16 protein-coding genes are annotated in these 22,523 nt (G+C 72.6%); 10 read left to right on the forward strand and 6 right to left on the reverse strand.

Annotated features, from left to right (window positions below; translation table 11 throughout):
• Positions 1-55: 55 nt before the first annotated feature.
• The 5 genes from Pta02_RS08230 (at position 56) to Pta02_RS08250 (ending at position 5,376) form a co-directional block, all read left to right on the forward strand.
• Positions 56-700 carry a sulfite exporter TauE/SafE family protein gene (locus Pta02_RS08230; protein WP_203874089.1) on the forward strand — a complete coding sequence of 215 codons (645 nt, stop codon included), beginning with the start codon at positions 56-58 and terminating at the stop codon, positions 698-700.
• A gap of 204 nt (positions 701-904) precedes the next feature.
• Positions 905-2,017, forward strand: coding sequence for a sugar ABC transporter substrate-binding protein (locus tag Pta02_RS08235; RefSeq protein WP_203874090.1), 1,113 nt, complete (start codon positions 905-907; stop codon positions 2,015-2,017).
• A gap of 67 nt (positions 2,018-2,084) precedes the next feature.
• Positions 2,085-2,849, forward strand: a complete 765-nt coding sequence (locus Pta02_RS08240; RefSeq protein WP_203874091.1) for an ATP-binding cassette domain-containing protein — start codon at positions 2,085-2,087, stop codon at positions 2,847-2,849.
• Positions 2,846-4,087: a sugar ABC transporter permease gene (locus tag Pta02_RS08245; RefSeq protein WP_203874092.1), complete on the forward strand. Its 1,242-nt coding sequence runs from the start codon at positions 2,846-2,848 to the stop codon at positions 4,085-4,087. The genes Pta02_RS08240 and Pta02_RS08245 overlap by 4 nt, the downstream gene beginning before the upstream one ends.
• A 35-nt stretch (positions 4,088-4,122) precedes the next feature.
• Positions 4,123-5,376 (forward strand): ROK family transcriptional regulator, encoded by a 1,254-nt coding sequence (locus tag Pta02_RS08250; protein WP_203874093.1) that lies wholly within the window; start codon positions 4,123-4,125, stop codon positions 5,374-5,376.
• A 41-nt stretch (positions 5,377-5,417) separates the two neighbouring features.
• On the opposite strand, the gene Pta02_RS08255 is transcribed toward Pta02_RS08250, so the two are convergent.
• Positions 5,418-6,254 (reverse strand): neutral zinc metallopeptidase, encoded by an 837-nt coding sequence (locus Pta02_RS08255; protein WP_203874094.1) that lies wholly within the window; start codon positions 6,252-6,254, stop codon positions 5,418-5,420.
• A gap of 120 nt (positions 6,255-6,374) precedes the next feature.
• Here Pta02_RS08255 and dxs point away from each other — a divergent pair, with 120 nt between their 5' ends.
• A complete protein-coding gene (dxs, locus tag Pta02_RS08260) occupies positions 6,375-8,294 on the forward strand; it encodes a 1-deoxy-D-xylulose-5-phosphate synthase (protein WP_203874095.1) in 1,920 nt (639 codons plus the stop codon).
• Here the strand turns inward: dxs and Pta02_RS08265 are convergent.
• Both Pta02_RS08265 and Pta02_RS08270 read right to left on the reverse strand, forming a co-directional pair.
• Complete coding sequence (locus Pta02_RS08265; RefSeq protein WP_203874096.1) at positions 8,239-8,958, reverse strand: DedA family protein; 720 nt, start codon at positions 8,956-8,958, stop codon at positions 8,239-8,241. The two genes, dxs and Pta02_RS08265, sit on opposite strands and share 56 nt — an antisense overlap.
• 111 nt (positions 8,959-9,069) lie before the next feature.
• Complete coding sequence (locus Pta02_RS08270) at positions 9,070-10,188, reverse strand: FAD-dependent monooxygenase (protein ID WP_203874097.1); 1,119 nt, start codon at positions 10,186-10,188, stop codon at positions 9,070-9,072.
• 166 nt (positions 10,189-10,354) lie between these two features.
• Here Pta02_RS08270 and Pta02_RS08275 point away from each other — a divergent pair, with 166 nt between their 5' ends.
• Together Pta02_RS08275 and Pta02_RS08280 are read left to right on the forward strand one after the other, a co-directional pair.
• Positions 10,355-11,317, forward strand: a complete 963-nt coding sequence (locus tag Pta02_RS08275) for a TetR/AcrR family transcriptional regulator (protein WP_203874098.1) — start codon at positions 10,355-10,357, stop codon at positions 11,315-11,317.
• Between the two features lie 138 nt (positions 11,318-11,455).
• On the forward strand, positions 11,456-12,937 hold the full coding sequence (locus Pta02_RS08280) for an amino acid permease (RefSeq protein ID WP_203874099.1): 1,482 nt from the start codon (positions 11,456-11,458) through the stop codon (positions 12,935-12,937).
• Here the strand turns inward: Pta02_RS08280 and Pta02_RS08285 are convergent.
• The 3 genes from Pta02_RS08285 to Pta02_RS08295 all read right to left on the reverse strand — a co-directional run bounded on the left by Pta02_RS08285 (position 12,886) and on the right by Pta02_RS08295 (position 17,525).
• Entirely contained in the window at positions 12,886-14,046 is a 1,161-nt protein-coding gene (locus Pta02_RS08285; RefSeq protein ID WP_203874100.1) for an acyltransferase family protein, read from the reverse strand. The genes Pta02_RS08280 and Pta02_RS08285 overlap by 52 nt on opposite strands.
• A gap of 207 nt (positions 14,047-14,253) precedes the next feature.
• Positions 14,254-16,326 (reverse strand): 3-hydroxyacyl-CoA dehydrogenase NAD-binding domain-containing protein, encoded by a 2,073-nt coding sequence (locus tag Pta02_RS08290; protein WP_203874101.1) that lies wholly within the window; start codon positions 16,324-16,326, stop codon positions 14,254-14,256.
• On the reverse strand, positions 16,326-17,525 hold the full coding sequence (locus Pta02_RS08295) for a thiolase family protein (protein ID WP_203874102.1): 1,200 nt from the start codon (positions 17,523-17,525) through the stop codon (positions 16,326-16,328). Before Pta02_RS08295 ends, Pta02_RS08290 begins: the two co-directional genes overlap by 1 nt.
• 197 nt (positions 17,526-17,722) lie before the next feature.
• Here Pta02_RS08295 and Pta02_RS08300 point away from each other — a divergent pair, with 197 nt between their 5' ends.
• A complete protein-coding gene (locus Pta02_RS08300; RefSeq protein ID WP_203874103.1) occupies positions 17,723-18,727 on the forward strand; it encodes a LacI family DNA-binding transcriptional regulator in 1,005 nt (334 codons plus the stop codon).
• Between the two features lie 191 nt (positions 18,728-18,918).
• Complete coding sequence (locus tag Pta02_RS08305) at positions 18,919-22,278, forward strand: ATP-binding protein (RefSeq protein WP_203874104.1); 3,360 nt, start codon at positions 18,919-18,921, stop codon at positions 22,276-22,278.
• The last annotated feature ends 245 nt before the right edge of the window (positions 22,279-22,523 follow it).

Genomic DNA, 22,523 nt, shown 5'->3' on the forward strand with positions numbered 1-22,523 from the left:
CCGCCGGGTGGCTCCGTCATGCCCGGCATGCCACGCCCGGGGCGTCACGCCAGAGATGCCGCGCCCGGGGCGTCATGCCCGGAACACGGCCCCGCCCGAGGCGGCGGCACCCGGGGCGATCCAGGTCGTGAACGTCACGCTGCCGCTGTTCACCCTCATGGTCGAGTGGCGCCGGGTGGACTGGCGCGGGCTCGGCTTCGCTCTGCTGGGCAGGCTGCCCGGCAGCCTCCTGGGCGGCCTGGTGGTCGTCTACGTCTCCACCCGGGCCCTGGGCGTCATGGTGGGCGCCATGGTGCTGGTCGCGGTCGCCCTGACCGTGCGGGCGGCGGCCGTACCGCGCAACCCGGCGACCCTGGCCGGGGCGGGGTTCGTCTCGGGGGTCACCGGCACCGCGACCGGGATCGGCGGGCCGCCGATGGCCCTGGTCTACCAGAACGCCAAGGGGCCGCAGATCCGCGCCACCCTCGCGATGTTCTTCTTCCTCAGCGCCGCGCAGTCCCTGGTCATCCTCGCCGTCCTGGGGCGGCTGCCGGCGCGGGCGCTGGGCTTCGGGGCCGTGCTGATCCCGTTCCTGGTCGCCGGCTTCCTCGTCTCGGGCCCGCTGCGCCGCTATCTCGACGGCGGGCGCGTCAGGGCCGCGATCCTCACGGTGGCCGCGCTTTCCGCGCTGGGCCTGATCCTCCAGAGCACCCTGGGTTAAGCCCGCGTTTCTGGATTGTTACCGGCCACAACAAACTTTCCCTCTGGGAGGTCTGGCGTTCCTGGCCAACGCGGAATACGTTGCCGCAAACAACATTCAACGGGGCGGTGAGCCGCAACCCGGCCGGGCCGTCCCGATGAATTCGGCATGCCGCACTTCCGACCCCCCACTTCTCGAAGTTCTCGAAGAAAGGACCCGTGCACCATGCGCAAGGGGATCCTCAGCCTGACCGCCGCCGCCGCGGTGATGACTGTCGGCCTCGCCGCCTGCGGGAGCGACGGTGGCGACACCGGCGCCCAGAGCAGCGCCGCCCCCGCCGAGAGCAAGGCCGCCGGAAAGGTCGGCGTCATCCTGCCGGACAGCAAGTCCTCCGCCCGCTGGGAGACCGCGGACCGCAAGTACCTGGAGGAGGCGTTCAAGGCCGCGGGCGTGGCCTACGACATCCAGAACGCCCAGGGCGACAAGAACCAGTTCCAGACCATCGCCGACCAGATGATCACCAACGGGGCCACGGTCCTGATGATCGTCAACCTGGACAGCGGCACCGGCAAGGCCGTGCTCGACAAGGCCAAGGCCCAGGGCGTGGCCACCATCGACTACGACCGCCTGACCCTCAACGGCGGCGCCTCCTACTACGTGAGCTTCGACAACACCAAGGTCGGCACCCTGCAGGGTGAGGGCCTGGTCAAGTGCCTCACGGACAAGAAGGCCGAGAAGCCGCTCGTGGCCTACCTCAACGGCTCGCCGACCGACAACAACGCCACGCTCTTCAAGAACGGCTACGACGGCGTGCTCAAGCCCAAGTTCGACGCGGGCGAGTACACCAAGGGCCCGGACGAGTCGGTGCCGGAGTGGGACAACACCAAGGCCGGCACGATCTTCGAGCAGATGCTGACCGAGAAGCCGGACATCGCCGGCGTGCTGGCCGCCAACGACGGTCTCGGCAACGCGGCCATCACCATCCTGAAGAAGAACAACCTCAACGGCAAGATCCCGGTCACCGGCCAGGACGCCACCGTGCAGGGCCTGCAGAACATCCTCGCCGGCGACCAGTGCATGACGGTCTACAAGGCGATCAAGAAGGAGGCCGACGCGGCCGCCGCGCTCGCGATCGGCCTGGCCAAGGGGGAGAAGCCCGCGGCGACCGGCACGGTCAAGGACACCGAGAGCGGCCAGGACGTTCCCTCGGTCCTGCTCGACCCGCAGCCGATCTTCTTCGAGAACGTCAAGGACGTCGTCGCCGACGGCTTCGTGACCAAGGAAGAGCTGTGCACCGGCGACTTCGCCGCCAAGTGCACCGAGGCCGGAATCCAGTAACGCGCAGGCGGGGTACGGCCGGCGTCCCCTCCGCCGGCCGTACCCCGCCGCACCTGAGGAGCCCCATATGACCCCCGTACTGGAACTCCGCGGGATCGACAAGAGCTTCGGTCCCGTCCAGGTCCTGCACGACGTCGCCCTCTCCGTCCACGCCGGAGAGGTGACCGCGCTGGTCGGCGACAACGGCGCCGGTAAGTCCACCCTCGTCAAGTGCGTCGGCGGCATCCACCCCATCGACTCGGGCGAGTACCTCTTCGAGGGCAAGCCCGTCCAGGTCCACAGCCCGCGCGAGGCCGCCGCCCTGGGCATCGAGATCGTCTACCAGGACCTGGCGCTGTGCGACAACCTCGACATCGTCCAGAACATGTTCCTGGGACGCGAGCACAAGCGCGGCATCGTCCTCGACGAGGACACCATGGAGGAGATGGCGGCCAAGACGCTTGAGGGCCTGTCGGTCCGGACCGTCAAGTCCATCCGCCAGCACGTCTCCAGCCTCTCCGGCGGCCAGCGGCAGACCGTGGCGATCGCCAAGGCCGTGCTCTGGAACAGCAAGGTCGTCATCCTCGACGAACCCACCGCGGCGCTGGGCGTCGCGCAGACCGCGCAGGTGCTGGAACTGGTCCGCCGGCTGGCCGACCAGGGCCTGGCCGTGGTGCTCATCTCGCACAACATGAACGACGTGTTCGCCGTGTCCGACCGGATCGCCGCGCTGTACCTCGGCCGGATGGCGGCCCAGGTGAAGACCTCGGACGTCACCCACGCGCAGGTCGTCGAACTGATCACCTCCGGCCGGAGCGGGGACCTCGGCCTGACCAACGGAGTTCCGGCATGACCACCACCATCGAGAGCAAGCCAGAGTCCCCCTCGATCGCCTCCAACGTCCGCGGCTACGCCGAGCGGGTCCGCGGCGGCGACATGGGCGCGTTGCCCGCGGTGCTCGGCCTGATCGTGCTCTGCACGGTCTTCTCGATCCTGCGGCCCTCCTTCCTCACCTCGGGCAACTTCGCCAACCTGTTCACCCAGGGCGCGGCCATCACCGTGATCGCCATGGGCCTGGTGTTCGTCCTGCTCCTCGGCGAGATCGACCTGTCGGCGGGCTTCGCCAGCGGTGTCTGCGCCGCGGTGCTCGCGATCCTGCTCACCGACCAGGGCCAGCCCTGGTACGTGGCGGTGGCCGCGGCCATCCTCACCGGCGTCGCGATCGGCACCGCCCTCGGCACACTGGTCGCCAAGCTCGGCATCCCCTCCTTCGTGGTGACGCTCGCCGGCTTCCTCGGCTTCCAGGGCCTGGTGCTGCTGCTGGTCAAGGGCGGCACGAACATCTCCATCCGGGACGAGACGATCCTCGCGATCGCCAACAAGAACCTGCCGCCGGTGTGGGGCTGGGCTCTGCTGATCGCCGGCGTCGTCGGTTACGCGGCGGTCCAGCTCCTGCGGGCGCGCAAGCGGACCGCGCGCGGCCTGGCCGCCGACCCGATCTCGCTGATCGCGCTGCGCGTGGGGGCGCTGGCCGTCCTGGGCGGGCTGGCCGTCTACTTCCTGAACCTGGAGCGCAGCCGCAACGCGGCGGTCGTCTCGCTCAAGGGCGTGCCGATCGTCGTCCCGATCATCGTCGTGCTCCTGCTGGTGCTGACCTTCGTGCTGCGCCGCACCGGGTACGGCCGGCACCTGTACGCCGTCGGCGGCAACGCCGAGGCGGCCCGCCGGGCCGGCATCAACGTGGACCGGATGAAGATCACCGCGTTCGTGCTCTGTTCGGTCCTGGCCTCGGTCGGCGGCATCATCGCGGCCTCCCGGGGCGCCTCGGTCGACCCCAACACCGGCGGCAGCAACGTGCTGCTGTACGCCGTGGGCGCGGCCGTGATCGGCGGCACCAGCCTCTTCGGCGGCAAGGGCCGCGTCCTGGACGCGGTCCTGGGCGGCGCGGTGGTCGCGGTCATCGAGAACGGCATGGGCCTGATGGGCTACAGCTCCGGCGTGAAGTACATCGTCACCGGCTCCGTCCTGCTCCTGGCCGCCAGCGTGGACGCGCTGTCCCGCAGGCGCGCCGCCGCAACTGGTCTAGGGTGATCCACGACTCCGACCGACCTAAGGAACGCCACGCGATGCGAGCCGGTCCCTCCCAAGAGGAGATCAGGCGCCACAACCTCGGCGCCCTGCTCCGTCACGTTCATCTGGGCGGGCCGACCTCGCGGGCGGAGCTCACCAGCCGGATGGGGCTCAACCGCAGCACCATCATGGCCCTCACCGCCGACCTCACCGCCGCGGGCCTGGTCAGGGAGGAGCTGCCGCGCGAGACCGGACGCGCGGGACGCCCCTCCCTGGTGGTCCGCCCGGAGTCGGCGCGGGTCTACGTGTTCGCCCTGGACGTGGGCGTCGACCGGCTGGTCGCCGCCCGCGTGGGCCTGGGCGGAACGGTCCTGGACCGGCGCGAGACGGTACGGCGCCGCGGCCCTTTCGTCATGGAGGAGGTCGTCGGGCCGCTGGCCGCCTTCGCCCGGCAGATGCACCGCAAGACCCGGCCGGACACGGTCTGCGTCGGAGCCGCCGCGGCCTTCTCCGGCGGGGTGGCCCGTGAGGACGGCGTCGTTCGGTTCGGGCCGAACATGGACTCGGTGGACGTGCCGTTCGGCGAGGAGATGGCCCGGCGCCTCGGGCTCGGCCTGCCCGTGACGGTCGGCAACGACGCCAACCTCGGGGCGATGGCCGAGCACACCCGCGGCGTGGGCGTCGGATGCCGCGACCTGATCTACCTCCACGGCGATGTCGGCGTCGGCGGAGGCGTGATCGTCAACGGCGCCCTGCTCGGCGGGCACCAGGGCTTCGGCGGCGAGGTGGGGCACATGGTCGTCAACCCCAAGGGCCGCTCCTGCGGGTGCGGCTCGCTCGGCTGCCTGGAGGCCGAGGTGGGGGAGCGGGCCCTGCTGGAGGCCGCCGGGCGCTTCGAGAACCACGGCGCCCAGCCGTACAACGGATCCAACGGCTCCAACGGGTCCGGCGCCCTGATCGGCCGGGACGCGGTCCGCGCCGTGGTCGACGCGGCCGACCGCGGCGACATCGTCGCCCAGGCGGCGCTGGGCAGGGTCGGCGACTGGCTCGGGCTGGGCGTCGCCAACCTGGTCAACATCTTCAACCCGGAGATGGTCGTCTTCGGCGGCACGCTCCGCGAGGTCTACCTCGGCTCCGCCGCCCAGGTGCGCAGCCGCATCACGACCGACGCGCTTCCCCCGGCGCGGGAGCACCTGCGCCTTCGCACCTCCGCCCTCGGCGACGACGCCACCCTCATCGGCGCCGCCGAGCTGGCCTTCGCCCAGGTCCTGGCCGACCCCCTGGAGGTCCTCGCCCGCGCCGGATCGTGACGGGACCGCGGCGATCCCGCGGTTCCGGAACGGTGCGCGGCTCAGGAGACGCTGCGGCTGGAGGCCGTCCAGGTGTTGCAGGAGGCCGGAGAGCCGGAGTCGAAGCCCCGCCGCATCCAGAACGCCTGGCTGCGGCCCTTGCCGTGGTCGTTGGTCGGCCAGGTCTTGTGGCCGTTCTCGGTGGTCCACTCCAGCATGGCCTCCCAGTGCTCCGGGGTGACCTCCAGATCCCGGGCGGCCCCGCGCAGGAAGACCGCGGCCAGGCAGTCGGCCTGCAGTTCGAGGCGGCGGGAGAGCGCGAGCCTGACGCCGGTGCGGGCCTGCCAGGCGCTCTGGCCGTAGTACGGCAGGATGCCGGCCAGTTGCTGCACGTGGTGGGCGTACTCGTGGGCCATGAACTGCGCGTGGTTGGGGGCGTAGGGGTTCTGCAGCACCCTGCGGGTGACGCCGATGTACATGGTGCGGTTGCTGGAGCAGTAGTAGCCGCCCGCCCCGGTGGGCCACTTGCCGCACGGGCTGCTCACCCTGGAGGTGACGAAGCGCAGCGTCGGCTGGCTGAAGGGCAGGCCGGCCTTCCTGAACTGGGCCGCCCACGTCCTGCCGAGGCAGCGGTTGACGCGGGTCATGAAACGCCGGTAGGAGGCCGCGTTCCCCGCGATGATCCGGCCGGCCTCGCACCTGCCGCCGGCGATCTCGCCGGTCCGGTACAGGGAGTTCGACGTGGCGGCGGCCTTGCCGCTCAACTGCACTCCCTGCTTCCCGGCGGCGGCGACGGCCGAAATGGCGACCGTGCCCGCCTCGCCCGAGCCGGGCGCCAGGGAAAGGGAGAGGGAGGCCACGGCGAGGGACACCAGTGACCCTGAGAGGAGGGAGTTCATGGTGTGCAAAAGGTTATGACATGTGTGAATAAAGCATGCAGGTTCGCCCTCGATGGGCGGCACCGCATGGTAGGCGAACTAGACTCGCTTTGAAGGTGACTGGACAGAGGGGATGATTCCGTGAGCGAGCGGACCGCACGGCCGGGCAGTCTTCTGGAGTCGGTCAAGGGACCACGGGACCTCAAGCTGATGGCGGCCGACGAGCTCCCGCGACTCGCGGCCGAGATCCGGGACCTGCTCGTCTCCTCCACCGCCCGAACCGGCGGGCACCTCGGCCCCAACCTCGGCGTGGTCGAGCTGACCATCGCCCTGCACCGCGTCTTCGACTCGCCGCGCGACCGCATCCTGTGGGACACCGGGCACCAGGCGTACGTGCACAAGATGCTCACCGGCCGCGCGGGACTGTTCGACAGGCTCCGCCAGGAGGGCGGCCTGTCCGGCTATCCCAGCCAGGCCGAGTCCGAGCACGACATCATCGAGAACTCGCACGCCTCCACCGCGCTGTCGTACGCCGACGGCCTGGCCAAGGCCTACAAGGTGCGCGGCGAGGGCGACCGCTCGGTCGTCGCGGTGATCGGCGACGGTGCCCTCACCGGCGGCATGGCCTGGGAGGCGCTCAACAACATCGCCGGGCACAAGGACCTGCCGCTGATCATCGTGGTCAACGACAACGGCCGCTCCTACTCGCCGACCATCGGCGGCCTGGCCAACCACCTGGCCTCGCTGCGCGCCACCCAGCGCTACGAGGACGTGCTCGACTTCGTCAAGGACAACCTGACGAAGGTGCCCCTGGTCGGCGCCCCCGTCTACGACGCGCTGCACGGGGTCAAGAAGGGCCTCAAGGACGTCCTGGCCCCGCAGGTCATGTTCGAGGACCTCGGCCTGAAGTACATCGGCCTGGTCGACGGCCACGACGAGCAGGCCGTGGAGGCCGCGCTGCGCAGGGCGCGCGACTTCCGCCGCCCGGTCATCGTGCACGTGCTCACCAAGAAGGGCTTCGGCTACTCCCCGGCCGAGAACCACGGGGAGGACTGCTTCCACTCGCCCGGCGTCTTCGACCCGCTGACCGGCGAGGAGAAGCCCAAGCCGCACGGCTGGACCAACGTGTTCAGCCAGGAGATCGTACGGCTCGGCGCCGAGCGGCAGGACATCGTGGCGATCACCGCCGCGATGCTCGGCCCGACCGGCCTGATCCCGTTCTCCGAGGCCTACCCCGACCGCCTCTACGACGTCGGCATCGCCGAGCAGCACGCGCTGACCAGCGCCGCCGGTCTGGCGCTCGGCGGGCTGCACCCGGTGGTGGCGGTCTACGCCACCTTCCTCAACCGGGCCTTCGACCAGCTGCTGATGGACGTCGCCCTGCACAAGCTCCCGGTCACCGTGGTGCTCGACCGGGCGGGCGTCACCGGCGACGACGGCGCCAGCCACAACGGCATGTGGGACCTGTCGATCCTGCAGGTCGTGCCGGGCCTGGCCATCGCGGTGCCGCGCGACGAGCCGCGCCTGCGCGAACTGCTCTCCGAGGCCGTGGCGGTCGACGACGGCCCCACCGTCGTGCGCTTCCCCAAGGGCCCGGTCGGCCCCGAGATCGAGGCCGTCGGCAAGCTCGGCGGGATGGACGTGCTGCGCGCGGGCGACCCCGACGTGCTGATCGTCTCGGCGGGCCCGATGGCCGAGACGTGCATGGAGGCGGCCGGGCTGCTCGACGCCCAGGGGATCTCCGCCACGGTGGTGGACCCGCGCTGGGTCAAGCCGCTGGACGAGGCGCTGGTGCCGGCCGCGCGGGTGCACAAGCTGGTCGTGGTGGTCGAGGACAACGGCCGGGTGGGCGGTGTCGGCGACGCGGTGGCCAGGATGCTGCGCGACGCCGACGTGGACGTCCCGGTGCGCACCTACGGCATCCCGCAGCGCTTCCTGGACCACGCCAAGCGGGCGAAGGTCCTCAGCGACATCGGCCTGACCGCCCAGGACATCGCCCGGGAGGTCACCGAGGCGGTCGCGAAGCGCTCTCCGGTTCTGGAGAACCACCCGGCCCGCTGATCTCGGCGGCACCGGATCCGGCGGGCCCCGGCTCGCCGGATCCACCGGAGTTCCCGGACGCCGCCCGCGCGTTCCTGCTCGCGCGGGTCCGCCGGGTGACGACGGCCAGGCCCACGGCGAGCAGGGCGGCGCACGCGGCCAGGGGCACCGTCAGGTGCTGGTTGTCGCGCATGAAGTCCGCCGCCAGGGATCCCAGCGTCAGATAGGTCGTCACCCAGGCGGCCCCGCCCGCCAGCGCCCAGCGGATGAAACTCCGGTACGGCATGCCCAGCGTCCCGGCGAGGATCGGGGTCAGCGCGTTCACCACCGGCAGGAAGTGGGCGGCGGCCAGGGCGGGACCGCCGCCGCTGCCCGTGGCGATCCGTTCGGCGCGGGCCCAGCGGTGTTCTCCGATCCACCGGCCGGCCCTGCTGTGGCGGACCCGCGCGCCGTACCGGCGGCCCAGCAGCCAGCCGCCGCTGGCCCCCAGGAAGCAGCCGGCGGTGCCGGCCGCCGCGACCAGCGCGATCTCGGCCGGACTCGTCAGCGCGGCGCCGGCCACGATGATCGACGCGTCGGCGGGGATCACCAGCCCGGTCAGCAGGGTGTTGTCCAGAGCCAGCACGGCCATCAGGACCCCGCCCACCAGGGCGGGATCCAGCTGGCCCAATATGTCCAGGATCATGCTCCCATCCTCCTCGGCCGGGCCGCCGAGCAGATCCGGACTTACCCCGAGAAGAACCCTTACTTTCCCGGACCGCCCCCCGCCCCCCGCTCCCGGCCGGGGCCCCGCGGCTCAGCCGTCGAGGGAGATCGCGTTCTTGGCCCGCTCGACCGACTCCTCGGGCGCGGGACCGCCCGGGTTCTCGGTGGCCAGCGCCTGGTTGAGCGCGACGAAGGGGCGCATCCGCTCCTCGTAGCGGGCGAACGCGGCGCGGTGCCCGCCGGGCGTCCCGGCGGCCCGGCCCAGCTCGCCGGCCAGGACGCAGGCGCCCACCAGGGACAGGCTGGTGCCCTGCCCGGACATCGGCGACGGGCAGTAGCCGGCGTCGCCGAGCAGCGCGACCCGTCCCGACGACCAGCGGTCCATGCGGACCTGCGCCATCGCGTCGAAATAGAAGTCGGGCGCCTCCCGCATGGCCTTCAGCAGCCGCGGGGTCTCCCAGCGCAGGCCGGCGCAGCGCTCCTCGACGAGCCGCATGTGCCGCTCGACGTCGCGGTGGTCGTAGTCGAACGGCTCGGAGCCGAAGCCGATGGTGACCCTGAGCTCGGTGTTGCCGCGCACCGGGTAGATGCCGTACCCCGCCTCGCCCTCCCTGAGCCAGACCTGCCAGTCCTGCAGGCCCAGGAAGTTCTCCGTGCTGAAGATCGCCAGGTGGGTGCCCAGGTGGTGGAGGAAGCGTCCCTCCTCGCCGAAGACGAGACCGCGCACGTTCGAGTGCAGGCCGTCGGCGCCCACCACGAGGTCGAAGTCGCGCCTCGCCCCGCTGTCGAAACCGGCCAGGACGCCGTGCTCGTGCTCGCGCAGCGCGGTGATGGAGTCGCCGAAGACGTACTCGACGTCGTCACACGTGATCTCGTGCAGCATCCGGACGAGGTCCTCGCGCAGCAGCTCGACGTCGTCGTTGTCGAGCCGTCCGCCGCTGAAGGTGGCCTCGGTGTCACGCATGATCTCGTTGCCGTCGCAGTCGAGCACGGACATGCCGCGCATGCGGGTGCGGGTGCGCCTTACCTCCTGCAGCAGGCCCATGCGCTCGACGACGCCGAGCGCGGCGCCGCGGACGTCGACGGCCTGCCCGCCGCCGCGCACCGCGGGGGCCCGCTCGACCACCGTCGGAGTGAGGCCGTGGCGGTGCAGCCAGTAGGCCAGGACCGGACCGGCGACACCCGCGCCGGAGATGAGAACCGTCGTCATGGAAGAGTCCCCTCGCATCATTGGGATACGCCGTATGCGGCTGAATGTACGGTGTACGAACAGGGTGGTCAACTGGCCTTTTCGCCTTGCTGAGCTAGTACAGAGGGCGGGATTGCGGAAAACCGCCTGCTATCGTCTGTACTAGGACAGCAGGAAAGGGACGCCGGTGACCGGAGAAATCGATCCGCCCTACCTGCGGATCGCCGCCGAGATCCGCAGGCGCATCGCCGACGGGGAGCTGGCTCCCGGTGACCGGGTGCCCTCGACGAGACGGATCGCCCGGGAATGGGGTGTCGCCCTGGCCACCGCCACCAGGGCGCTGGCCAAGCTGAGCCAGGAGGGCGTCGTGCAGGCGCGGCCCCGCGCGGGCACCGTGGTGGCACCGCGCGATCCCGCCCCCGAGCGGGTACGGCCCCGCGCCGCCGGATCGGAGCGGACGCGCCCGCGCGCCGCCGGCCCCGACCGGGAGCTCACCCGCGAGCGGATCGTGCGCGCCGCCATCGAGATCGCCGACGCCGAAGGGCTGGACGCGCTGTCCATGCGCGGCGTCGCCGCCCGGCTGGGCGTGGCCACCATGTCGCCCTACCGCTACGTGGACGGCAAGGACGAGCTCATCCTGCTGATGGCCGACGCCGCCTACGCCGAGGGGACCTACCCCGACGACCCCCCGCAGGGCTGGCGCGCCCGGCTGGAGCTGGGCGCGCGCACGATGTGGGCGCTCTACCGCCGTCATCCGTGGCTGGCGCAGATCAGCTCACTGTCCCGGCCGCTGCCCCTGGGAGGACTGGCCGGGCACGCGGAGTGGGCCCTGGCCACACTCGACGCCCGCGGGCTCGGACCGGACAGGGCGTTCGAGCTGCACCTGCTGCTCTACACCTTCGTCCACGGCCTGGCGGTCAACCTGGAGCGGGGCGCCCAGGCCGAGGCCGCCACCGGCCTCACCGACGACCAGTGGATGGACTCCCAGCAGGCCGCGTTCGAGGCGATAGTCGCCTCGGGCCGTTACCCGGTCTTCACCAGGACCCTGACGTTCTTCGCCGACGGCTACGACCTCGATCTCGACGCGCTGTTCGAGGTCGGCCTGGCGGCGCTCCTGGACGGCTTCGCCACCCTGCCCGGGCTGTCCTGACGGCCCGGGGCGCCGCCGCCGGGGTTTCGGCCCGGCCGGGTGCCGCCGGAGCGGACATCCGTACGCTCCGGGTCCGCATGACCCGCCGTTCGCGGGGGAAGCACCCGGGTGATCACACGACCCCGGGAGGTGTACCCGATGAGCGTGTTCCGCGTGAAGTCGGTCGAGCAGTCCATCTCGGACACCGAGGCGCCGGAGCATCGGCTGAGAAGGGAGCTCACGGCGCTCGACCTGACCGTGTTCGGCATCGGCGTCATCGTGGGGACCGGCATCTTCGTGCTCACCGGACGGGTGGCCAAGGAGATGGCCGGGCCCTCGGTCGCCCTGTCGTTCGTGGCCGCCGCGGTCGTCTGCGCGCTGGCGGCGCTCTGCTACGCCGAGTTCGCCTCCACCGTCCCGGTGGCCGGCTCGGCCTACACCTTCTCCTTCGCGACGCTGGGCGAGTTCCCCGCCTGGATCATCGGGTGGGACCTGATCCTGGAGATGATGCTCGGCGCCGCGGTCGTCGCGGTCGGCTGGTCGGGATACCTGGCCTCGCTGCTGTCGTCGTTCGGCATCGACCTGCCCGCCTCGCTGGCGGGCGACGACCCGGTCTTCAATCTGCCCGCCTCGCTCATCGTGCTGATCCTCACCGCGGTGCTGGTGGCCGGGGTGAAGCTGTCGTCGCGGCTCAACCTGGTCGTGGTCGCGATCAAGGTCACGGTGATCCTGCTGGTCATCGTGGCGGGACTGTTCTTCGTCAAGGGCGCCAACTACACGCCGTTCATCCCGCCCGCCAAGCAGACCGCGGCCGTCGAGGGGCTGTCCGCGCCGCTGATCCAGGTGATGTTCGGGATCACCCCGGTGGCCTTCGGCGTCCTGGGCATCTTCAGCGCCGCCGCGATCGTGTTCTTCGCCTACATCGGCTTCGACGTGGTGGCCACCGCCGCCGAGGAGACCCGCAGGCCGCAGCGGGACCTGCCGATCGGCATCATCGCCTCGCTGGTCATCTGCACGGTCCTGTACGTCTCGGTCTCCCTGGTCGTCGTCGGCATGCAGCCGTACCAGAGCCTGAGCGAGGCCGCCCCGCTCGCCGACGCGTTCAAGGCGGTCGGCCAGACCTGGGCGGCGACGCTGATCAGCATCGGCGCGCTGGCCGGTCTGACCACGGTCGTGATGATCCTCATGCTGGGCCAGTCGCGGGTGATGTTCTCCATGTGCCGCGACAACCTGCTGCCCCGCGGCCTGGCCAGGGTGCACCCCGTGTACGGCACGCCGTACCGGATCACCATCCTGCTGGGCGTGATCATCTCGATCCTGGCCGGGCTGGTGCCGCTGTCCACGATCGCCGAGCTGGTCAACATCGGCACGCTCTTCGCGTTCGTGGTCGTCTCGATCGCGGTGGTGATCCTGCGCCGCACCCGCCCCGACCTGCCGCGCTCCTTCCGCACCCCGCTGGTCCCGCTGGTGCCCATCCTGTCGGTGCTGGCCTGCCTCTACCTGATGATCAACCTTCCGGTGGAGACCTGGCTGCGCTTCCTGGCGTGGATGCTCATCGGAGTCGTGATCTATTTCTCCTACGGCTACCGTCACAGCCGCGTGGCCGACCGGCCGGCGGGAGGCCCGGTGAAGGGCGGCTGAGGGGCGGGCCCGCGCTCCGTCCGGCGGCCGGGCAGGTCGAACAGGATCCGCCCGGCCCCGGCCGCGTGCAGCCCCCGGTGCAGCAGGAGGCAGATCCCGGCGACGGCGGCGGTCAGGACGAGCGGCTGGACGAGCGCGGCGACGGCCCGCCACGGGCCCGCGAGCCCGGACAGCGGCCCGGCCAGCGCCAGGCCGAGCAGCGCGAGGATCGGCATGTGCATGACGTAGATCGGCAACGTCTGCCGGCCGATGCTCCTCAGCAGCCTCGCCGGAGCGCTCCAGCGGCTCAGCACGGCCGCCGCGGTCACGCCGAAGACCGTGGCGGCCGCCGAGACGAGGGGCCACACGCCGGGGACGTCCTGCGAGCGCGTGAGGGTCATGGCCAGCAGCGCCGAGCCGTACACGCCCCCGGTCAGGACGAGCAGCCGCCAGTCCGCCGCCGCGGCCAGCCGCTCGACGGCCGGGCGGAAGTACAGCCCGCCCAGGAAGAACACCAGGTTCTGGTACAGCCCGGCGCGGTTGCCGGGCGCCGCGAGCAGGTCGGCGGAGGCGAGGACCGACAGCGCCAGGGCGAGCCCCAGCACGAGGATCCGCGGGAAGCGCCGGGTGAGCTTGGCGATCACGAAGTACAGCGCCAGCGCGTACAGGTACCACAGGTTGGACGGCGTGATCGTGAGCTGCTCCAGCAGCCCGAGCGCGTCGGCGGCCCGGTCGGTGGGGAAACCCGGCGTCGTGTTCAGCAGCGCGGTGTGGGCCAGCAGCCACAGGACGTACAGGTACAGGAACCTGGCGACCCGCGACCGGGCGACCACCCGCCACGGCCGGTTCACCGCGCCGAGTGCGAACATGCCCGAGACGGCGAAGAACAACGGCATCCGCAGCGGCAGGAGCAGCTCGCCCAGGGCACCCCACGCCCCCGGGATCGGCAGGCCGAGCCGCCAGTCGAGCCGGAGGTACTGCTTGGCGACCACGTGCCACAGGACCACCAGCAGGATGCACACGCCCTTGGCGGTGTCGGCCCACCCGATCCGCCGCGGGCCGGGCGCCGCCGGCGGGGTCCCGCCGGCGGGCGGGGAGGGGACGGGGGGCGCGGGGCGGAGGGCGGTCATGGCGGTCTCCCGTGGGCGAGAGCCCGCCGAGGCGGGCCGTCCGGGTCACCGGCCACCTCGGCCGGTGCACCCGACGATGCCGCCGGGACGGATCGGTCACCTCCGCATAATCCACACAACGACTGCGTGATAATCCGCAGAGCGACCGCGTGAGACGCCTCCGCCCTCCGCCCCGGGCAGGGGACGGAGGGCGGAGAGCGGGACGGGTCAGGCGGGGACGGAGGCCACGCCCGGCTCCAGGAAGCGCGGCCGGGCGATGCCGGCGCGGTCCAGGTACGGGGTGATGCCGCCCAGGTGGAACGGCCAGCCCGCGCCCAGGATCATGCACAGGTCGATGTCCTGCGCCGCGGCGACCACGCCCTCTTCGAGCATGATGCGGATCTCCTGCTCCAGGGCCCGGAGCGTGCGCTCGCGCACCTGCTCGGCCGTGGACGGGGAGGTCCCGCCGGAGAAGATCGCCACCGCCTCGGGGTCGAGGGAGAAGTCCGGCGCGTAGACGCCGGGCTTGCCCGCCGCGACCAGCTCGGCCATGTTCTGCGAGACGCCGAAGCGGTCGGGGAAGGCGGCGTGCAGGGTCTCGGAGACGTGCAGGCCGACGGCCGGGCCGACCAGCTGCAGCAGCGCGAACGGGGTCATCGGCAGGCCCAGGCCGTCGAGCGCGTGGTCGGCGACCTCCAGCGGGGTGCCCTCGTCCACGGCGGTGATGACCTCGCCCATGAAGCGGGTCAGCAGCCGGTTGACGACGAACGCCGGGGCGTCCTTCACCAGCACGCTGGACTTCTTCAGCGACCTGCCGACCGCGAACGCGGTGGCGAGGGTGGCGTCGTCCGTGGCGTGGCCGCGGATGATCTCCAGCAGCGGCATGACCGCGACCGGGTTGAAGAAGTGGAAGCCCACCAGGCGCTCGGGGTGCTTCAGCTCCGAGCCCATCTCGGTGAGGGAGAGCGAGGAGGTGTTGGTCGCCAGCACGCAGGTCTCCGAGACCACGGCCTCGACCTCGGCGAACACCTTCTGCTTGACCTTCATGTCCTCGAAGACGGCCTCGATGACGAAGTCGGCGTCGGCGAAGGCGTCCTTGGTCAGCGAACCGGTCACCAGGGCCTTGAGCCGGTTGGCCTGGTCGCCGGAGACGCGGCCCTTGCCCAGCAGCTTGTCGACCTCGGCGTGGACGTAGGCGACGCCCTTGTCCAGGCGGGCCTGGTCCAGGTCGGTCAGGACGACCGGGACCTCCAGGCGGCGGGCGAACAGCAGCGCCATCTGCGAGGCCATCAGGCCGGCGCCGACGACGCCCACCTTGGTGACCTTGCGGGCCAGCGACTTGTCCGGCGCCCCGGCGGGCCGCTTGGCGCGGCGCTGCACCAGGTCGAAGGAGTAGAGCCCGGCGCGCAGCTCGTCGCCCATGAGGAGGTCGGCCAGGGCCTGGTCCTCGGCGTCGAAGCCCTCGTCGCGGGAGGCGGTGCGGGCCAGCTCGACCAGCTCCAGCGCCCGGTAGGGGGCCGGGTTGGCGCCGCGCAGCTTCATGTCGAGCAGGAAGCGGGCGTCGGCGACGGTCTTGGACCAGTCGGCGGCGGTGTGGTCGGTACGCGAGACCGTCACCTCGCCGCGGAGCACCTGGGCGGCCCAGCGCAGCGACTCCTCCAGGAAGTCGGCGCCCTCGAACATCGCGTCGGCGATGCCGAGCTTGAACGCGTCCCGGCCCTTGATCATGCGGTTCTGCGCGAGCGGGTTCTCGATGATCAGCTTGAGCGCGCTCTCCGGGCCGATCAGGCGGGGCAGCAGCTGGGTGCCGCCCCAGCCGGGGACCAGGCCGAGGAAGCACTCGGGCAGGGCCACCGCGGGCACGCCGGAGGAGATGGTCCGGTAGGTGCAGTGCAGGGCGACCTCCAGGCCGCCGCCCATCGCCGCGCCGTTGACGAACGCGAACGACGGCACCGGCAGCTCGCCGAGACGGCGGAAGACGTCGTGGCCCAGCTTGCCGATGGCCAGCGCCTGCTCGCGCTCGGAGACCAGGGCGGCGCCCTTGAGGTCGGCGCCGACCGCGAAGATGAACGGCTTGCCGACGACGCCCACCGCGGCCAGGTCGGTCCGGCCCGCGACGGCGTCGACGGCCTCGTTCAGCGAGGTCAGGCCGCCGGGGCCGAAGGTGGACGGCTTGGTGTGGTCGAAGCCGTTGTCCAGCGTGATCAGGGCCATCGTGCCGGCGCCGTACGGCAGTTCGACGTCGCGGACGATCGCCTTGGTGACGACCTCGTCAGCGAAGAGTTCCTTGATGTCGCTCACTACTTCGCACCTTCCCAGGCGAGGTTCTCCCAGATGACCGTTCCGCCCATGCCCATGCCGACGCACATCGTGGTGATGCCGTAGCGGACCTCGGGGCGCTCACCGAACTCGCGGGCGAGCTGGGTCATCAGCCGCACGCCCGAGGAGGCCAGCGGGTGGCCGAAGGCGATCGCGCCGCCGTACGGGTTCACGCGGGTGTCGTCGTCGGCGATGCCGAAGTGCTCCAGGAAGGCCAGCACCTGGACGGCGAACGCCTCGTTGATCTCGAACAGGCCGATGTCGTCGATGGACAGTCCGGCCAGGCGCAGCGCGCGCTCGGTGGACGGGATCGGGCCGACGCCCATGACCTCGGGGTCCACGCCCGCGAAGGCGTAGGAGACCAGGCGCATCTTCGGGGCGAGGCCCAGCTCCCGGGCGACGTCGGCGGCGGCCACGATGCAGCCGGTGGCGCCGTCGTTGATGCCGGAGGCGTTGCCCGCGGTGATCCGGCCGTGCGGGCGGAACGGGGTCTTCAGCGTGCCCAGGCCCTCCAGCGTGGTGCCGGGGCGGGGAGCCTCGTCGGCGGTGGCCAGGCCCCAGCCCTTCTCGGCGGAGCGCACGGCGACCGGGACCAGGTCGGGCTGGATCCTGCCGTCGGCGTAGGCCTTGGCGACCTTCTCCTGGGAGGCGAGGGCGAAGGCGTCGGCGCGATCCTTGGTGATGGTCGGGTAGCGGTCGTGCAGGTTCTCCGCGGTCATGCCCATGACCAGGGCGGAGCCGTCCACGATCTGCTCGGCCACGAACCGCGGGTTGGGGTCGACGCCCTCGCCCATCGGGTGGCGGCCCATGTGCTCGACGCCGCCGGCGATGGCCACGTCGTAGGCGCCGAAGGCGATGCCGCCCGCGACGGAGGTGACCGCGGTCATGGCGCCGGCGCACATGCGGTCGATCGCGTAACCGGGGACGCTCTTGGGCAGACCGGCCAGGACGGCGGCGGAGCGGCCGATGGTCAGCCCCTGGTCGCCGATCTGGGTCGTGGCCGCGATGGCCACCTCGTCGACGCGCTCCGGCGGCAGGTTCGGATTACGCCGAATCAGCTCGCGGATGACGCGGATCACCAGGTCGTCGGCGCGCGTCTCGGCGTACAGGCCCTTGGGGCCGGACTTGCCGAAAGGCGTGCGCACTCCGTCGACGAATACGACGTCACGAGACGAAGGCACGGGGTTAGCTCCTCGTTGCTGGGTGGCTACCCTCCCTATGCTACTCGCCGGTAACAACACTCGGTCCGTCCAGGGTGCGCGGCGGCCCGGCGGGGCGCAGAATCGGAGGTGAGGGCGGAGCCTTCCCCGCGGCGGGGCCGGATGCGCGGGAGGTGATCGTCTGGCAGACTTGGAAATCGTTTTCCTGGAGGTCGCCCGTGGTCACGCTCGAGGATGTCGCCAAGCACGCGGGAGTCTCTCTCGCCACCGCGTCGCGGGTGCTCAACGGCAGCACCCGCCAGGTGGGCGCGCCGCTGCGGGCCAAGGTCGAGATGGCCGCCGAACAGCTCGGCTACCGGGCGAACGTCGCGGCGCAGACGCTGGCGCGCGGGGCCGGCAACGTGATCGGCCTCGTGGTGCACGACCTGGTCGACCCCTACTTCGCCGCGATCGCGGACGGGGCGATGCGGGTGGCCGAGAGCCGGGGCCTGATGGTCATGGTGGGCACCACGCACCGGGACCCCGAGCGGGAGATCGCCTACGTCTCGACCCTGAACGCGCAGCGGGTGCGCGCCGTCCTGCTGACCGGATCCCGGCTCGACGACGTCCAGGTGACCCGGCGGCTGCGCCAGGAGCTCGACCGCTACCGCGAGAGCGGCGGCCAGGTCGCCTGCGTGGGCCAGGACCTGCTCGGCGCCGACACGGTGGCGCCCGGCAACGCCGAGGGCGCCGCCGAGCTGGCCCGGGCCCTGGCCGGCCTCGGGCACCGGCGCTTCGCCGTGCTCGCCGGCCCCGCCGGGCTGGTCACCGCCCGCGACCGCACGACCGGCTTCCGCGGGGCGCTGGCCGCGCTCGGCCTGCCGGAGCCGCGGATCGTGCACGGCACCTTCGACCGCGACGGCGGCTACGCGGCGGCGGCCGGGCTCGCCGAGGCGGGCAAGGAGATCACCTGCGTGTTCGCCGTCAACGACGTGATGGCGATGGGCGCGCTGGCGGCCTTCAGGGACCGCGGCGTCCGCGTGCCGCAGGACGTCTCCGTCGCCGGGTTCGACGACATCGCCACTCTCAGGGACCTGGTCCCGTCGCTGTCGACCGTACGGCTCCCGCTGGCGGACATGGGCGCCCGGGCGATGGAGCTGGCCCTCGACCCGGCGGAGCGGGTCAGGATCGAGCGGGTGGCCGGCGAGGTCGTGATCCGCGAGAGCACCCGCCGCCTGGAATAGCCCCCGGGCGCCCGCTTCCCGGCAGGGTCCGCCGCTGGAGCACGGCGGCCCGTTCCGGGCCCGGCACGCGGGGATGGGCGGCGGGCGGGTCACGCGCCCGGCACGCGGGGATGGGCGGCGCGCGGGTCACAGGTCCGGTGTGTGGAGATCGGCGGCGCGCGGGTCACGCGCCCGGCGGTGAGAATCGAACCATGCGCTTCGAGGTGCTGGGTCCCGTCCGTCTGGTGGGCGAGGGCGGCGGGCCCGTCGAGATCCCGGGGCCGGGGCTGCGCGCGTTGCTGGTCGCGCTCCTGGCCGAACCCGGCACGACGGTCTCCGCCGGCCGCCTGATCGACGTCCTGTACGGCGGGAGTCCTCCGTCCGGCGCCCCGCGCTCCCTGCACTCCCAGATCTCCCGGCTCCGCAGGCTCGGCGTCGCCGTCGAGCTGCTCCCGTCCGGTTACCGGATCGCGGTCCGGCCCGAGGACGTCGACGCGCACCGGTTCGAGCTACTGGCGCAGGAGGGCCGGAGCGCGCTGGCGGCCGGTGAACGCCGCAGGGCGCTCGCCCTCGTGGAGGAGGCGCTGGCGCTGTGGCGCGGACCGGCGCCCGAGCCGCTGGCCGGACGCCTGCAGGAGCTGCGGCTCGGCGCCCTGGAGGACAGGTTCGAGGCGGGCGGCGGGTCGGTCGCCGAGATGCGGGCGCTGCTGGCCGGGCACCCGCTGCGGGAGCGGTTGTGCGCGCTGCTCATGCGGGCCCTGCAGGAGGAGGGACGGCCGGCCGAGGCCCTGGCCGTCTTCGAGGAAACCCGGCGCGTGCTCGCCGAGGAGCTGGGCGCCGATCCCTCACCCGCTCTGGCCGGGACGCACCTGGCGATCCTGCGCGGGACCGAGCCGGTCGAGGGACCGGTCGCCGGGCCTGCCGGCGAGCCGGTCAGGCGCGGCGTCCGGGCCCAGCTCACCAGCTTCGTGGGGCGGCGGGAGGACCTTCTGCGCCTCCGTCAGCTGCTGCGGGAGCGGCGGCTGGTCACCCTCACCGGCCCCGGCGGGGTGGGCAAGACCAGGCTCGCGGCCGAGACGGCCGCCGGGCTCGACGGCGAGGTCTGCTTCGCCGAGCTGGCCCACCTGAGCGACGGCCGCGACCTGCCGCGGCTGCTGCTCGGCGAGCTCGGCCTCCGGGAGACCGCGCTCCGCGTGACCCGCGCTCCCGAGCCGGAGGAGAGGCTCCTGGCCGCGCTCTCCGGCCGGGACCTGGTGCTGGTCCTGGACAACTGCGAGCACATCGTGGAGGCCGCCGCCCGCCTGGCCGATCGGCTGCTCGCGGCCTGCCCCGGGGTGCGGGTGCTGGCGACCGGCCGCGAGCCGCTCGGGATCACCGGGGAGGTGCTGCTCCCGGTGCACCCGCTGCCGGAGGGAATCGCCCTGCGGCTGCTGCGGGACCGGGCGGCCGCCGTACGGCCCGACTTCGAGGCGGGGAGCACCGGAGATGCCGGAGACGCTGGAAGTGCAGGGAGCGCCGAGAGCGCCGGGCGCTCTGGAGCCTCCGAACACTCCGGGAAGCCCGGGGACGAGGTCCTGCTGCGGATCTGCCGGGCCCTGGACGGGCTGCCCCTGGCGATCGAGCTGGCCGCGGCCCGGCTGCGCTCGATGGACGCCGAGGAGGTCGCCGACCGGCTGGACGACCGGTTCCGGCTGTTCACCGGCGGCAGCCGTACGGCGCTGCCCCGGCACCGCACGCTCCGCGCGGTCGTGGCCTGGAGCTGGGATCTGCTTGAGGAACCGGAGCGGGTCTTCGCCCGGCGGTTCGCGGTGTTCGCCCGGGACGCCACCCTGGAGGCCGCCGAGCGCATCTGCGGGGACGCCGAGCGCGTCCGCGGGGACCTCGTCTGCGGAGACCTCGTCTGCGGAGACCGGGTCCCGCGTGCTCCCGGTGCCCCCGAGGTCGCGGGCACCTTGCCCGGTCCCGGCGGTCCCGACGTCGCCGGCGGTTCCGGTTCCGCGGCTGCCCTGGGCGGACGGGACGCCCTCGACCTGCTGGCCGCGCTCGTGGACAAGTCGCTGATCGAGGTGGTGGGGGGCCGCTACCGGATGCTGGAGACCATCCGGGCCTTCTGCGCCGAGCGGCTGGCCGAGTCGGGGGAGGCCGAGCGGTTGCGCGAGGTCCACGCCGCCTACTTCACCGCGTTCGCCGAACGGGCCGCTCCGGAGGTGCGCGACCGGGACCAGCCGGTGTGGCTGCGGCGGCTGGCGGCCGAGGACGACGAGCTGCGGGCCGCGCTCCACCGGGCCCTGGCCGCCGGGCGGGGGGAGCGGGCACTGCGGCTGGTCGCCGCGCTGTGGTGGCCCTGGATGTTGCGCGGCATGCGGATGGAGGGCGCCGCGTTCGCGGAGAGGACCCTCGCCGTGGTCGGCCGGACCCCGCCGCGCGGCATGGAGGAGGAGTACGTCCTGTGCGTGCTCGCCGTGGCGATGGTGAACACCTCGGACCGCAGCCTGCTCGACCAGGTGGGAAGGCTCGCCGGCGTCCTGCCGTCCCCGCCCCGGCACCCGATGCTGTTCGTGATCGGCTCCATGGTCACCATCGCCCGGGGGGAGTACGGGGCCGTCGGGGAGGACGTCCTGCGGGCCACCACCGACTCCGACCCGTGGACCCGTGCGATGGCCCGGCTGGTCCTCGGATTCGTCCGGCTGAGCTCGGGCCGGGTGGCGGAGGCGGAGGAGGAGTTCGCCCGGTCGCTGGAGGGGTTCGCCGACCGGGGCGACCGGTGGGGCATGGCCCAGGCGCTGCTGTCGATCGCCGAGCCGCAGGGGTGGCGGGGCGAGCACCGGCGGGCCGTGGCGACCGTCGAGCGGGCCATGGAACTGATCGACCAGATCGGCTCGCCGGAGGACCGGGTCTTCCTGCTGTGCAGCCGCGCCGCCGAGCGCCTGCGCACCGGGGACGCCGGAGCGGTGGCGGCCGCCGCGGCCGACTGCGCGCAGGCGGCCGGGATCGCCCGTGGGCTCGACATTCCCGAGGTCTGGGTCACGACCCGGCTCGGCCTGGCTGCCGTGGCCCACCGGAGCGGCCGGGTGGCGGAGGCCGGGGAGCTGTACGAGCTGGCCCTGGCGGGGTGCCGGCCGCACTGGGGCGGGGTGGAACAGGCCCGGGCACGGGTGCTGACCGGTCTCGGGCGGGTGGCGGAGAGCCGGGGCGACCTCGGGACCTCGCTGCGGCGCTATCGGGAGGCGTTCCGCCTCGCCGCCGGCGCCGGGGACCGGCCGTCCGCGGCCTCGGCCGTCGAGGGGCTGGCGGGCCTGGCGCTGGCCTGCGGCGACGCGGAGCGGTCGGCGTTCCTGCTGGGGGCGGCGTGCGCGCTGCGCGGGCTGGCGATCTGCGACCCGGACGTGCGGGAGACGGGCCGCCGCGCGCGGGCCGTACTGGGCGAGGCCGGGTACGGCACGGCCTATGACGAGGGCGCGGGGATGACCGGTGACGCGGCGCTCACCGCGGTGACGCGGTGGTTGTCAGCGCCGGGTCGGCTCGCGGTGAGCGCCCTCGCGCACCGTGGAGGGCATGACACCGAATCCTGAGATCTCCGAACAGACCAGGCGCCTTGAACACTCCCCGCGTCCGGAGGGTCCGGACCGTCCCGGGCGCTTCGCGGATTCCGAGCCCGCCGGTCCTTCCGGGCATCTCGATCGTCCCGGACACCTCGTGGGCTCCGGGCCCGCCGGTCCTTCCGGGAGTCCTCTGCACTCCGGGCCCGCCGGTCCTTCCGGGCGTCCGGAGGCTCCCGGACACCCCATGGACCCCGGATCCTCTTCGGGTCCCGCTT

Source organism: Paraplanobispora takensis, from assembly GCF_016863195.1.
GTDB lineage: Bacteria > Actinomycetota > Actinomycetes > Streptosporangiales > Streptosporangiaceae > Planobispora > Planobispora takensis.

Bases quoted from the DNA above. Each gene is read 5' to 3' on its own strand.
- Pta02_RS08240 (WP_203874091.1), top strand. From the start codon at position 2,085: ATGACCCCCGTACTGGAACTCCGCGGGATCGACAAGAGCTTCGGTCCC.
- Pta02_RS08265 (WP_203874096.1), bottom strand. From the start codon at position 8,958: ATGATCCTGGACATATTGGGCCAGCTGGATCCCGCCCTGGTGGGCGGG.
- Pta02_RS08305 (WP_203874104.1), top strand. From the start codon at position 18,919: ATGCGCTTCGAGGTGCTGGGTCCCGTCCGTCTGGTGGGCGAGGGCGGC.
- Pta02_RS08270 (WP_203874097.1), bottom strand. From the start codon at position 10,188: ATGACGACGGTTCTCATCTCCGGCGCGGGTGTCGCCGGTCCGGTCCTG.
- Pta02_RS08235 (WP_203874090.1), top strand. From the start codon at position 905: ATGCGCAAGGGGATCCTCAGCCTGACCGCCGCCGCCGCGGTGATGACT.
- Pta02_RS08285 (WP_203874100.1), bottom strand. From the start codon at position 14,046: ATGACCGCCCTCCGCCCCGCGCCCCCCGTCCCCTCCCCGCCCGCCGGC.
- Pta02_RS08230 (WP_203874089.1), top strand. From the start codon at position 56: ATGCCGCGCCCGGGGCGTCATGCCCGGAACACGGCCCCGCCCGAGGCG.
- Pta02_RS08255 (WP_203874094.1), bottom strand. From the start codon at position 6,254: ATGAACTCCCTCCTCTCAGGGTCACTGGTGTCCCTCGCCGTGGCCTCC.
- Pta02_RS08245 (WP_203874092.1), top strand. From the start codon at position 2,846: ATGACCACCACCATCGAGAGCAAGCCAGAGTCCCCCTCGATCGCCTCC.
- Pta02_RS08250 (WP_203874093.1), top strand. From the start codon at position 4,123: ATGCGAGCCGGTCCCTCCCAAGAGGAGATCAGGCGCCACAACCTCGGC.
- Pta02_RS08280 (WP_203874099.1), top strand. From the start codon at position 11,456: ATGAGCGTGTTCCGCGTGAAGTCGGTCGAGCAGTCCATCTCGGACACC.